The following is a 12,310-nucleotide window of genomic DNA, read 5'->3' as shown; positions in this document are numbered from 1 at the left end:
GTTTCCTCGGAGGTCACCCGCGGCGTCGCCCCACGACCCCGAGGTCCGCCCTGCCCTCCCCGGAGCGTTAGCCTCACCCCGTGACCCTCTTCATCGACCCGCCGGCCTGGCCCGCGCACGGGACGCTCTTCTCCCACCTGGTCTCGGACGGGTCGCTGCAGGAGCTGCGGCTCTTCGCCCGGGCGGCCGGCGTCCCCGACCGCGCGCTGGACCTCGACCACTACGACGTCCCCGCCGAGCGGTACGACGACCTGGTTGCGGCCGGCGCGGTGCCCGTCGACGGCGGTGACCTGGCCCGACGTCTGGCCGGCTCCGGCCTGCGCGTCTCCGGGGCCGAGCGGAACCGCTCCAAGCGGGCCGCACTCCTGAGCCGCTGGGACGAGCTGTGGGCCGACCCGAGCCTGGCCCGCGACGCCGGCACCGACCTGGTCGACCGCTGGCGCGAGCCGCACCGGGTCTACCACACGACGTTCCACCTGGCCGCGGCCCTGGACGCGCTCGACGTCGTGGCGGCCGAGAGCGACCTGTCCGAGCGCGACCACTGGCGCGCCCGCCTCGCCCTCTGGTTCCACGACGCGGTGCACGACGGCGTGGCGCAGCAGGACGAGGAGCGGTCCGCCGAGCTCGTGGCCGAGCTGCTCGGCCCGCTCGCCGGTGCCTGCGTCACCACCGAGGACATCGACGAGACCGCGCGCCTGGTCCTGGTCACCGCCGACCACGCCCCGGCCGACGACGACGCCGTGGGCGGCCTGGTCAGCGACGCCGACCTCGCCGTGCTCGGCGGCAGCCCCGCCGTCTACACGCGCTACACCCACCAGGTCCGCGCCGAGTACTGCGACGTGCCCGACCCGCTGTTCCGCGCCGGCCGCTCCGAGGTGCTCCGCACTCTCCTGGCGGGCGGCCCGCTCTTCCGCACCGCTCCGGGCAGCACCCGCTGGCAGGACGCGGCGCGCTCCAACCTCACGGCGGAGCTGGCCCTCCTGGGTCGGTAGAACGTCAGACGGTCGGCAAGATGTCAGATGGTCGGTTGCTCCGAATGCCGACCACCTGACATTCTGCCGACCACCCGCCCGCGACCCACCCCCGCCCAACCGAGCGCCAGCCCCACACGCGGTACGGTTCCCGACGTGACTCCCCTCAAGGTCTCCGCGATCGTCGCGGGCGTGCTCGCCGTCGCCTTCACCGTCCCCGTCGTCGCCGTCCAGGCCACCGGCAACGCCCGCGTGCGCAACGGCGCGAGCGAGATCGAGAAGGCCGACGCCGTCATCGTGCTCGGGGCGGGGCTCCGCAGCGACGGCACGCCGTCGACCTACCTGCGCCGCCGGGTCGAGGGCGGCGCCGAGCTGTACCGCGCGGGCGTCGCGCCCACGGTGATCCTGAGCGGTGACGCCCACGACAACCCCGACGGCACCCGGTACGACGAGCCCGGCTCGATGCGCGCGTGGCTGCTGGACAACGACCTCGGCGTGCCCGACGACGCGATCGTGCTGGACCGCGAGGGCTTCAACACCACGGCCACCTGCCGCCGCGCGCACGACCTGTACGGGGTGCGCACCGCCGTCGTCGTCACGCAGGACTACCACCTGCGCCGCACGCTCTACTCCTGCGTGGAGGCCGGCCTGGACGCCGTGGGTGTCGGCGTCAGCGCCGCGAGCGTCCAGCCGGCGCAGTGGGCCTGGTGGCACGTGCGCGAGCTGCCCGCGAGCTGGAAGGCCGCCGTCCGCTCGCTCGCGCGACGCCGCCCCCGCTGACTCACCTCTTCTTCGGGGTGACCCACAGGTGGATCGTGCCCTCGACCACCACGGTCCCGTCCGCGAGCACGCCGCGCACGCGCACGGGCAGGTCCTTGTCGTCGCCGTCCCACTGCGCCTGGTCGGTCTCGGCCACGCAGGTGACGTCGCCGGTCGACTTGGCCAGGTAGGACACCTCCATGCCCTTGGGCAGCCACCGCTTGTCGTCGGGCACGGTGGCCTCGGCGAGCGAGCCCATGGCCATCTCCAGCCCGTTGCAGACCGCGATCGCGTGCACCGTGCCGATGTGGTTCCGGTTGCGCCACCGGTTGGGGACGACCACCTCGCCGTAGTTCGGCCGCATGTCGACCACGCGCGGGGCGATGGTGCCGAAGTACGGGGCCTTGAAGCTGTAGGCCACGCTGAAGATCCGCTTCCCGAGCAGACCGCCGATCACCGGCAGCGAGTTGGCGGACTTCCAGAAGGCATGGAGCTGCGTCGTCATGCGGGTGAGCGTACTCGCCCCGGTGACGACCGTTCACAACTTCGACGACCAATTCGGTCGCCGCCCCCGACCGCCGCTCCGGGCGCCACCCCGACCGCTCAGGACATGCGCAGCTTGCGCATGACCCCCAGCGCCGTGGTGAGCACCCGGCTCGGGGTGTCCCCGCCCAGGCCGTAGAGGTTGTCGAGCGTGGCGCCGACCCGCGCGCCGCGCGCCGTGACCACGGTCTGCTGCCGCGTCAGGCCGGCGATCGACGCCGCCCCGTGCCGCGCGCCGAGCCCCGAGGCCTTCCAGCCGCCGAGCGGCGCGGAGACCGAGCCCCAGGTCATCGTGTACCCGTCGTTGATCGCGACCGACCCGGTCTCGATCCGGGCGGCCACCCGGCGTGCCCGGGCGACGTCCCTGGTCCAGACGGCAGCGTGCAGCCCGTACTCGGTGTCGTTGATGACGGTGACGGCGTCCTCGTCGCAGTCGACCCGCGTGATCGTGACGACCGGCCCGAACGTCTCTTCGCGGGACACCACAGCCTGCGCCGGCACGTCGTCGAGCACGGTCGGCGCGTAGAAGTACGGGCCGACGTCGGCGCGGTGCACCCCGCCGGCGAGCACCCGGGCACCCCGGGCCAGCGCGTCGTCCACGTGCGCCGTCACCTTGTCGAGCTGTGCGGCGGAGGTGAGCGAGCCGATGTCGGCGGAGTAGTCGAGGGCCGGGCTGAGCCGCAGGTTCCGCACCGCGCGCACGAACTTCGCGACAAACTCGTCGGCGATCGCCTCGTGCACCACCAGACGTTCGACGGAGACGCACAGCTGGCCGGCGTTCGAGAAGCAGGCCCGAACGATGCCGGGCACTGCCGCGGCGACGTCGACGTCCTCCGCCACGTAGAGCGCGTTCTTGCCGCCCAGCTCCAGCGTGGCCCCGATGAGCCGCTCGCCCGCCCGCGCCGCGACCTTGCGGCCGGTCGCGGTGGACCCGGTGAACGCCACGTGGTCGACGTGCTCGACCAGCGCCTCGCCCACGTCGGGGCCGCCGGCCACCACCTGGAACAGGCCCGCCGGCAGGCCGGCGTCGTCCAGGGCCTCGGCCGCCCACAGGGCGGTGAGGGTGGTCTGCGGGTCTGGCTTGAGCACCACGGCGTTGCCGGCCAGGAGCGCAGGCAGCGCCTCCGAGAGCGCGAGCACCAGCGGGAAGTTCCACGGCGCGATGGCGCCGACGACGCCGACGGGTCGGCGGTGCACCTGCACGCCCGTGAGCAGCGGGATCATGCCCCCGGACCGGCGGGACGCGAGATAGCGCTCGCCGCGCACGGCGTAGTGCCGAGCGACCTGCGCGATGTCCGCGATCTCCTCGAAGGCGGCACGGCGCGACTTGCCGGTCTCGAGCTGGATCAGGTCGAGCGCCTCGGACTGTCTCTCCAGGACGATGCGGCCGAGGCGCTGGAGCACCCCGGCGCGGTCGCGCACCGACAGGCGCGCCCAGCCGCGCTGCGCGACCCGCGCGCGGACGACGGAAGCGGCCACGTCGTCGGCGGAGGAGATCGGAAAGGTCACGAGCGGAGCACCCGTGAACGGGCACATCGAGCGGTGCGTGCCGGAAGCCTCGGACGTCGCGATCCGCGCCACGAGCGGCGCCATCACGCCCGGCTCGAGGACGAAGGTTCCCTGCGGGTGCTCAGGGTCGAGCACCCCGCCGACGGCACCACTCGCTGCTGCGTCGGCTGCTGTGTCGTCGATCATGGCGGCCACCCTACGCGCAAAACCCTGCACCACGTATTGATAGATGTGTGAAACTGACTTTCATAGCGGTTGTTCGCAGCGGCCGCCATCTCGCCTCGATCCGCGGCAGCGAGTCAGTTCGGCTGGACCCAGCGCCCCAGCACAGAGGTCTCCTGGTCGGCGTAGCCGAGCCGCTCGTAGAAGCTGAGCACGTCCCTGTTGGTGCTGCGCACCATGAGCTGGATCTTGCGCGCGCCGTGCGCCACCAGCCAGGCCTCGGCGGCCACGACGGCCGCCCGGCCCAGCCCCGTGCCCTGCAGGCCGGGCGCGACGGCCACGTAGTAGAGCCAGCCCCGGTGCCCGTCGTAGCCGGCCATCGCGGACGCCGCCACGCGGCCGTGGGCGCGCGCGACGAGGACCGTCGAGCACGCGCCCGCACGGGCGTCGGCGATGTCCAGGTGCGGGTCGTTCCAGGGTCGGGTCAGCCCGCACTCCCGCCACAGCTCGACCACCTGGTCGACGTCGGCGTCGGTGATCTCGACGAACTCGCCGTCGGCCGCGGGCGCGGCCGCGAGGACCAGGGCGAGCGGCTCGCCGCTCCGCACGGCGCTCACCGGGGCTGGTACGGGGAGACGACGACCTCGACCCGCTGGAACTCCTTGAGGTCGGAGTAGCCGGTCGTGGCCATGGCCCGGCGCAGGGCGCCGACGAGGTTGAGGGTGCCGTCGGCCTGCTTGCCCGGCCCGAAGAGGATCTCCTCCAGCGTGCCGACCGTGCCCACCTCGACCCGCTCGCCGCGCGGGAGCTGCGGGTGGTGCGCCTCGGGGCCCCAGTGGAAGCCCTTCCCGGGCGCCTCGGCGGCCCGCGCGAGCGCGGCACCGAGCATGACGGCGTCCGCGCCGCAGGCCACGGCCTTGACGATGTCGCCGGAGTGGCCCACGCCGCCGTCGGCGATCACGTGGACGTACCGGCCGCCCGACTCGTCGAGGTAGTCGCGGCGGGCCGCGGCGACGTCGGCCACCGACGTGGCCATGGGCGCGTGGATGCCGAGGCTCACCCGCGTGGTGTGGGCGGCGCCGCCGCCGAAGCCGACGAGCACTCCCGCCGCGCCCGTGCGCATCAGGTGCAGCGCCGCGGTGTACGTCGAGGCCCCGCCGACGACGACGGGCACGTCCAGCTCGTAGATGAACCGCTTGAGGTTGAGGGGCTCGGCGTTGCCCGACACGTGCTCGGCCGAGACCGTGGTGCCGCGGATGACGAACAGGTCGACACCGGCGTCGACCACCGTCTTGTAGAACTCCTGGGTGCGCTGCGGGGTGAGCGCGCCGGCGACCGTGACGCCCGCGGAGCGGATCTCCTTGAGGCGCTGCGTGATCAGCTCCGGCTTGATCGGCTCGGAGTAGATGGCCTGCATCCGGTGCGTGGCCTCGTCGGCCGGCAGCTCCGCGATCTCGGCCAGCAGCGGCTCGGGCGACTCGTACCGGGTCCACAGGCCCTCGAGGTCGAGCACGCCCAGACCGCCGAACCGGCCCAGCGCGACGGCGCTGTCCGGCGTCATCACGGAGTCCATCGGGGCCGCGACGATCGGCAGGTCGAAGTGGTACGCGTCGATCTGCCAGCCGACCGAGACATCCTTCGGGTCGCGTGTGCGCCGGGACGGCACCACCGCGATGTCGTCGAAGGAATAGGCGCGCCGCCCACGCTTTCCGCGTCCGATCTCGATCTCGTTGCTCACCCGCCAAGCCTACCCATCGCTGCTGACCCGGCGCGCAGTGTCTCGTGATGTGCGGGGTGGCACGAACCACAGTGTCAGTGACCGGTGGCAGGGTTCTCCCTGGACGCACCGGGAAACCCGGACGAGCAGGGAGGACACCATGAACGAGACCTGGATCCACAGGCCGCTGCTGGGCTTCGACACGGAGACCACAGGGGTGGACGTCACGGGCGACCGCATCGTCACGGCAGCCCTCGTGCTGCGCACGCCCGGAGCGGGCACGGAGGTCCGCACCTGGCTGATGGACCCGGGTGTGGAGATACCGGAGGAGGCCTCGGCCATCCACGGCATCTCCACCGAGCACGCGCGCGCCCACGGCGTCGCGCCCCTGGAGGCGCTGGAGGAGATCGCCGCCGAGCTCGCCACGCACCTGGCCGACGGCGTCCCCGTGGTCGCCTACAACGCGGCCTTCGACCTCTCGCTGCTCGACGCCGAGCTGCACCGCCACGGGCTCAAGACCCTGCCCCAGCGCCTGGGCCGCGCGGTCGAGCCCGTCGTGGACCCGCTGGTCATCGACCGCTGGCTGGACCGGTACCGCCCGGGCAAGCGCCGGCTCGGCGACCTGTCGGAGTGGTACGGCGTCACCTCCGACGGCGACCTGCACACCGCCGAGGTGGACGTGCTCGCCACGCTCGACGTGCTGGAGGCGCTGGCCCGCCGGTTCCCGCAGCTCGCCCGCATGCCCCTGGCCGACCTGCACCAGCAGCAGATCGGCGCGCACCGCCAGTGGGCGGTGAGCTTCAACGAGTGGCGCCGCGAGCAGGGCCTGACCGGACCCGACGCGTCGGGCGCCTGGCCGGTGCAGCACTCGGCGATCGGCTGACCGGCGCCGCGGGGCAGGCCGCGCCCCGGGAGAAACCGGGGCGCAGCCCCGGTCAGCGCGGGTACACGGCGTCGACCTCGACCTCGACGAGCCAGCCGTCCACCGGGAGGTTCTCGACCTCCAGCGCGAAACGCGACGGCCGGGCCTCGTTGACGACCATCGGTTCGGTCGTGACCGACCCGAGCTGCACGTCGAGCACGTCGCCGGTGGCCAGGTTCGTGTTGGCGAAGAACTGGCGGTAGGCCCGGTTCCACCCGGCAAAGTCCATCTTCTCCGCGCCCGCCGGGTTCTGCAGGAACACGCGCATCGAGACGACGTCGTCGTAGGACAGCCCGGCCTTGTCGAGGTTCTCGCCGATCCGCATCAGGGCGTTGATGCCCTGCGCCTCCGTGAGGGTGACGCCGGCGGGCAGCTCACCGCCGGGGAAGACGTCCGTGGGGATGTACCGCTGCTCGGCGGTCACCCCGGGCGTGGTGTTGCGGGCGGCCGGGCCGAGGCCGGAGGACTTGTACCAGGAGACGTTCTTGCCGATGGCCACGCCGTCGGCGATGAGCGGGGTGTCCCCGGTGACGAACGAATGGGCCTGCGTGGGATCAGGTCGGAAGACGTGGGCGGCGGCGAAGGCGGTCCCGGGGACCGCGATCGCGGCGGTGAGGACGACGGCGGTGATCAGCGCGGCACGATTCTTCATGGTGCTCCTCCATCTGGCCGGGTCGGGCGCAGCGGCGGCGCCCGGTCGTGGTGGCCCGGCGGTCGGCACCGGGTGGCGCGGACGCTAGCCACGGGGAGTTTCGGTGGGATGTCCGCTTCGGGTCGGATCGGGAACGCCGTCCGCGCGCCGCTCGAATCGTTCCTGCGCAAACGCTGACCTGCGGCAAAACCCGGAAACAACATGGTTACTGGGCGCAACTACACAGAAACGGCGGAGACTCGCAGCGGTGACCTGCGCTCCCTAGCGTCCGGCACGGCGCTGACGGCGGTACCTGGCTCCCCCACCAGGGCACGCCGCCCGTCAGGCCTGTCGACACGAGGGGTAGGGACCGTGGTCACCGAGAAGAGCACCTCCGGCGTCTCCCGCCGCAACTTCCTGCAGGCCGTCGGCGCGGGGTCCAGCGCCGGCGTCATGTTCGCGACGATGGGCGCGATGGGGCTGGCCCCCACCGCGTCCGCCCAGCCCAGGGCGGAGTCCTGGGTCCCGCCGAAGAGCGGCGACTTCACGCTGACCGGCCGGTCCGCCAAGAAGGTCGTCGTCGTCGGGGCCGGTCCCGCCGGCCTCGCCACCGCATACGAGCTCCAGAAGGCCGGCTACCGGGTGACCGTGCTCGAGGCGCGGCACCGCCCCGGCGGGCGCACCCTGACGATCCGCGGCGGGGACAGCGAGACCGACATCAACGGCGTGCGGCAGACCGCGCGGTTCCCCGACGGCATCTACATGAACGCCGGCGCGGGCCGCATCGCCCAGTGGATGGTCACCATGGACTACATCCGCGAGCTGGGCGTGCCGTACGAGGTGTTCACCAACGCGAACGCCGACGCCTACCTCTACAACGAACGGTCCGGCGCGACGCCGGGCAACCCCGTGCGGTACCGCACCGCCAAGGCGGACGTCTTCGGCTACACCTCAGAGCTGCTGCACCACGCCACGGACCAGGGCGCCCTGGACCAGAAGCTGACCGCCGCGGACAAGGACAACCTGCGCTCCTTCCTGCGGAGCTGGGGCTCGCTCAAGGCCGACGGCACCTACGCCGGCGGGAGCAACCGCGGCTTCGACGTCTACCCGTCGGCCTGGAACGAGCACGGCACCCCCCTGCCGGGACCTGGCACGGTCTCCGAGGTGCTGGCCTCGAAGGTGGGCCAGTACTTCCCGTTCGAGATCAACTGGGAACAGTCGATGCTCATGTTCCAGCCCAAGGGCGGCATGGACACGACCTACCAGTACCTGGTGCGGGCCATCGGCTCTCACAACGTGCAGTTCGAGTCGCCCGTCACCGGCGTCGAGAACACCGGCCGCGGCGTCAAGGTCACGTACACGCCCCGGAACGGCAGGGCGCGTCAGATCGAGGCGGACTTCGCCGTCGTCGCGGCGCCGGCGGGCCTCATGCGGCGGTGGGACACCAACTGGGGCACGGAGATCGACGCGGCGCTCGGCGAGTTCGCCGTCGGCTCCCCCGCGGGCAAGATCGGCCTGCAGTACAAGTCCCGGTTCTGGGAGGACGACCACCGGATCTTCGGCGGAATCACCGAGACCGACATGGACCTGGCCCACATCTGGTACCCGTCGTACGGGTACGGCGAGCGCAAGGGTCTGGTCGTGGGCTACTACAACACCGGCACCAACGCCCGCACGTACGGCGACCTGGCACCGAAGCAGCGCGAGCTGCGCGCCGTCGAGCAGGGCGTGAAGATCCACGGCGAGAAGTACCGCACCGAGCTGGAGAGCTCGTTCTCCATCGCCTGGCACAAGGTGCCGTACATCGAGGGCGCCTGGGCCTACCCGAACACCTCGTCGGCGGGCTTCCGACTGCTGCAGCAGGGGGCGGGCAACGTGTACTTCGCCGGCGACTGGATGTCGGAGGTGTCCGCGTGGCAGCACGGCGCCTTCTGGTCCGCCCGCTACGCGGTGCAGGCCCTGCACGCACGCGTCATGTCCAGCTGATCGGCCGCCCGCGGGCCGAGCTTGTCGAGACCTGGTGAGGTCTCGACAAGCTCGACCGGCGAGGTCGAGCTCGACCCGCGGAGACTCAGAAGCCGCTGTAGTTCGGCGCCTCGACCGTCATCTGCACGTCGTGCGGGTGGCTCTCCTTGAGCGACGCCGACGTGATGCGGACGAACCGGCCGTTCGCCTGCAGCTCCGGGACGGTCCGCGCACCGGTGTAGAACATCGTCTGGTGCAGACCGCCGATGAGCTGGTGCGCCACGGTGGCCAGCGGCCCCTTGTACGCGACCTGGCCCTCGATGCCCTCGGGCACGATCTTGTCGTCGCTGGTGACCTCGGCCTGGAAGTACCGGTCCTTGGAGTAGGACTTCTTGCCGCGCGAGGACATGGCGCCCATCGAGCCCATGCCGCGGTAGGTCTTGAACTGCTTGCCGTTGACGAGCACCAGGTCGCCCGGGGTCTCCTCGCAGCCCGCGAACAGCGAGCCCAGCATCACGGACTCGGCGCCAGCCACGATGGCCTTGCCGATCTCGCCCGAGTGCTTGAGGCCGCCGTCGGCGATGACGGGCACGCCCGCCGGCTTGCAGGCGAGCGACGCCTCGTAGACGGCGGTGATCTGCGGCACGCCCACGCCGGTCACGACGCGGGTGGTGCAGATGGAGCCCGGTCCCACGCCCACCTTCACGGCGTCGGCCCCGGCGTCGACGAACGCCTGCGCGCCCTGGCGCGTGGCGACGTTCCCGCCGATCACCTGGACGTCCTTGGTGGCGGGGTCGGTCTTGAGGCGCTTGACCATGTCGATCAGCATCCGCACGTTGCCGTGCGCGGTGTCGGCCACGAGCACGTCCACGCCGGCCTCGATCAGGGCGGTGGCGCGCTGCCACGCGTCGCCGAAGTAGCCGATCGCCGCGCCGACCATGAGGCGGCCCTGGCCGTCCTTGGACGAGTTCGGGAACTGCTCGGACTTCACGAAGTCCTTGACGGTGATGAGCCCCGTGATGCGGCCGTCGGGGTCGATCAGCGGCAGGCGCTCCAGCTTGTGCTTGCGCAGCAGCAGCGTGGCGTCGTCCCGCGAGATGCCGGCCGGGCCGGTGATCAGCGGCTGCGGCGTCATCACCTCGTCCACCTTGGTGGTGGCCCACTCGGCGACGGGCGTGAAGCGCAGGTCGCGGTTGGTGACCATGCCGATGAGCTTGTTCTCGGTGTCGACCACCGGGAAGCCCGAGATCCGGAACTGGCCCGCGAGGGTGTCGAGCTCCTCGAGCGTGGCGTCCGGGCCGATCGTGACGGGGTTCGTGATGATGCCGGTCTGCGTGCGCTTCACGAGGTCGACCTGGGTGGCCTGGTCCTCGATGGAGAGGTTGCGGTGCAGCACGCCGAGGCCACCCTGACGCGCCATGGCGATCGCCATGGCCGACTCGGTGACCGTGTCCATCGCCGCTGAGATCAGCGGGATCTTGAGCGAGATCTCGCGCGTGAGGCGAGACGTCGTGTCGATGTCCGACGGCGCCAGGTCGGAGTAACCCGGCAGCAGCAGGACGTCGTCATAGGTGAGCCCGAGGAAACCGAACGGGTCGCCCGGCGAGGTCTGGTCCGTCATGCAGCAAGTCTACGGCCGTCGCGACCGCAGATCTCGGCCGGGCCGTGGTACCGGCCCGAGGCGTGCGTCACCTCGCCTTGATGACGGCGAGCACCTCGTGGAGCAGCCCCGTGAACGAGCGCACCCGCTGCACCGTGGGCCCGAACGGCAGCTCCGTCGCGGCGGCGTCGGCCCGCAGTCCCACGAAGATCGGCAGCTCCGGGTAGCTCTCGTTCACGGCGTGCACGACGTCGAGGTCCGGCTTGTTCTGCGTGGTCGCCAGCACCACCGCCGTCGGGCGGACCATGGTGACGAGCTCGACCGAACGGTGGGTGCTCGCGGGGCCCGTGACGATGCGCGCCATCGAACCCTGCGCGGCCAGCGCGGCGGCGAGGGCGTGCGCCGAGAGCGGCACCACCTCGTCCGGGGCGGCGAACACCAGCACGATCTTGCGCATCCGGCTCGGGTGGTTGGCCGGCGGGCCGCCCGCCTCGACCATGACCCGCTCGAACTCCTCGATGTAGTTGCGCAGGGCACGCAGCGCGGCCGTCGCGAGCACGACCTCGGGCATCTCACCGGGACCGGCCAGGACCGTCCGCTCCGACAGCCGGAGCCAGGCGGGCTCGACGAGCTCGGTCCACCAGGTGGCCGGGTCGCCGTCCGGGCCGAGCACGAGGAGGTTGTCGCAGGCGGTCCGGCTGTAGGCCAGCGCGGCGTCGACCAGGGCGGACACCCGGCCCGACGTCGGCGCCGGCGAGGCGGCGGACCGCGGCCCGCCGGCCGGCGCCGAGGCCCCGCCGCCGGTCGCGCCACCGGGCAGTGCTCGCAGCCGCGCACGCCCCCGCGGTTCCTCGGAGCGCTCGCCGCCGGACACCGGGGCGGGGTCGTCGGCCTCGTCGCCGGACGTGGCCCGGGGCTCGTCCGCCTCCTCGACGACCTCGTCGTCCGGGTCGTCCGGGGCCTCGACGGTGCCGACGAACTGCTCCGCGAAGTCGTGCTCGTCGGCGTCCGCCCCGCCCTCGACCTGGACCGCGGGCAGCGCCGGGGCGGTGCGGGTGGCGACCTCGAGCTCGGCGTCCCCCGCCTCGACGGCGGCGCGAGCGGCGTCCACCGGCGCCACGCCCTCCAGGGTCAGGCGGCGCATCACCAGGAGCCGGGCGACGTCGTCCGGCGTGTAGCGGCGGTGCGATCCGGCGGTGCGGCCCGAGGGACCGAGGCCGTATCTGCGGTCCCACGTGCGGAGGGTCGCGGGAGCGACCCCGAGGCGGCGGGCAACGGCGGCGACAGCCAGTCCGGGGCTGGATGTACGTGACCCGCCCGAGTTCTGGGCGGGTCGCGAAGAAGTCATGGACTCGATTCTGCCGACCTGGCCCTCTCCGCGCCACTGCGAAACCCGGCGTGCCGCCGATCTCGGTGGATTTCGGTTCACAATCATACAAATCCGGTCAGTGTCGACCTGCTTCTCGCTGGCCCGATTCGAGCCCGATGACGCGAAACTGCCCCTTGAACAACTTCTGCACAACTTGTAAGT

The 12,310-nt window shown here is 72.2% G+C and carries 11 protein-coding genes; 4 read left to right on the top strand and 7 right to left on the bottom strand.

What is annotated here, in order from left to right:
• Positions 1-80: 80 nt before the first annotated feature.
• On the top strand, positions 81-992 hold the full coding sequence (locus ACH45N_RS05005) for a DUF4031 domain-containing protein (protein WP_397391702.1): 912 nt from the start codon (positions 81-83) through the stop codon (positions 990-992).
• 135 nt (positions 993-1,127) lie between these two features.
• Complete coding sequence (locus ACH45N_RS05000) at positions 1,128-1,751, top strand: vancomycin high temperature exclusion protein (protein ID WP_397391699.1); 624 nt, start codon at positions 1,128-1,130, stop codon at positions 1,749-1,751.
• 1 nt (position 1,752) lies between these two features.
• On the opposite strand, the gene ACH45N_RS04995 is transcribed toward ACH45N_RS05000, so the two are convergent.
• The 4 genes from ACH45N_RS04995 to ACH45N_RS04980 all read right to left on the bottom strand — a co-directional run bounded on the left by ACH45N_RS04995 (position 1,753) and on the right by ACH45N_RS04980 (position 5,682).
• The gene (locus tag ACH45N_RS04995) at positions 1,753-2,235 is read right to left on the bottom strand and encodes a hotdog fold domain-containing protein (protein WP_397391697.1); all 483 of its coding nucleotides are present in this window, start codon (positions 2,233-2,235) and stop codon (positions 1,753-1,755) included.
• A 98-nt stretch (positions 2,236-2,333) separates the two neighbouring features.
• The gene (locus tag ACH45N_RS04990; RefSeq protein ID WP_397391695.1) at positions 2,334-3,968 is read right to left on the bottom strand and encodes a succinic semialdehyde dehydrogenase; all 1,635 of its coding nucleotides are present in this window, start codon (positions 3,966-3,968) and stop codon (positions 2,334-2,336) included.
• A 113-nt stretch (positions 3,969-4,081) separates the two neighbouring features.
• Positions 4,082-4,561: a GNAT family acetyltransferase gene (locus ACH45N_RS04985; protein ID WP_397391693.1), complete on the bottom strand. Its 480-nt coding sequence runs from the start codon at positions 4,559-4,561 to the stop codon at positions 4,082-4,084.
• Positions 4,558-5,682, bottom strand: coding sequence for a GuaB3 family IMP dehydrogenase-related protein (locus tag ACH45N_RS04980; protein WP_285101083.1), 1,125 nt, complete (start codon positions 5,680-5,682; stop codon positions 4,558-4,560). Before ACH45N_RS04980 ends, ACH45N_RS04985 begins: the two co-directional genes overlap by 4 nt.
• Positions 5,683-5,821: 139 nt before the next feature.
• Here ACH45N_RS04980 and ACH45N_RS04975 point away from each other — a divergent pair, with 139 nt between their 5' ends.
• The gene (locus tag ACH45N_RS04975) at positions 5,822-6,544 is read left to right on the top strand and encodes an exonuclease domain-containing protein (protein ID WP_397391690.1); all 723 of its coding nucleotides are present in this window, start codon (positions 5,822-5,824) and stop codon (positions 6,542-6,544) included.
• Positions 6,545-6,596: 52 nt separating this feature from the next.
• On the opposite strand, the gene ACH45N_RS04970 is transcribed toward ACH45N_RS04975, so the two are convergent.
• Positions 6,597-7,235: a Rid family hydrolase gene (locus ACH45N_RS04970; RefSeq protein WP_397391687.1), complete on the bottom strand. Its 639-nt coding sequence runs from the start codon at positions 7,233-7,235 to the stop codon at positions 6,597-6,599.
• Between the two features lie 351 nt (positions 7,236-7,586).
• Here ACH45N_RS04970 and ACH45N_RS04965 point away from each other — a divergent pair, with 351 nt between their 5' ends.
• Positions 7,587-9,200: an FAD-dependent oxidoreductase gene (locus ACH45N_RS04965; protein WP_397391685.1), complete on the top strand. Its 1,614-nt coding sequence runs from the start codon at positions 7,587-7,589 to the stop codon at positions 9,198-9,200.
• Between the two features lie 85 nt (positions 9,201-9,285).
• Here ACH45N_RS04965 and guaB read toward each other — a convergent pair whose 3' ends face one another.
• Positions 9,286-10,800 carry an IMP dehydrogenase gene (gene guaB, locus ACH45N_RS04960; RefSeq protein WP_397391681.1) on the bottom strand — a complete coding sequence of 505 codons (1,515 nt, stop codon included), beginning with the start codon at positions 10,798-10,800 and terminating at the stop codon, positions 9,286-9,288.
• 67 nt (positions 10,801-10,867) lie between these two features.
• On the bottom strand, positions 10,868-12,127 hold the full coding sequence (locus ACH45N_RS04955) for a MerR family transcriptional regulator (RefSeq protein ID WP_397391679.1): 1,260 nt from the start codon (positions 12,125-12,127) through the stop codon (positions 10,868-10,870).
• Positions 12,128-12,310: the final 183 nt, after the last annotated feature.

The sequence above is a fragment of the Promicromonospora sp. NPDC019610 genome, assembly GCF_044389365.1.
GTDB lineage: Bacteria > Actinomycetota > Actinomycetes > Actinomycetales > Cellulomonadaceae > Promicromonospora.
This window is presented reverse-complemented; position numbering and strand designations above follow the sequence as displayed.

Excerpts from the sequence above, each read along its gene's own strand:
- ACH45N_RS04995 (WP_397391697.1), bottom strand. The coding sequence starts at position 2,235 with ATGACGACGCAGCTCCATGCCTTCTGGAAGTCCGCCAACTCGCTGCCG.
- ACH45N_RS04990 (WP_397391695.1), bottom strand. The coding sequence starts at position 3,968 with ATGATCGACGACACAGCAGCCGACGCAGCAGCGAGTGGTGCCGTCGGC.
- ACH45N_RS04975 (WP_397391690.1), top strand. The coding sequence starts at position 5,822 with ATGAACGAGACCTGGATCCACAGGCCGCTGCTGGGCTTCGACACGGAG.
- ACH45N_RS04970 (WP_397391687.1), bottom strand. The coding sequence starts at position 7,235 with ATGAAGAATCGTGCCGCGCTGATCACCGCCGTCGTCCTCACCGCCGCG.
- guaB (WP_397391681.1), bottom strand. The coding sequence starts at position 10,800 with ATGACGGACCAGACCTCGCCGGGCGACCCGTTCGGTTTCCTCGGGCTC.
- ACH45N_RS04955 (WP_397391679.1), bottom strand. The coding sequence starts at position 12,127 with ATGACTTCTTCGCGACCCGCCCAGAACTCGGGCGGGTCACGTACATCC.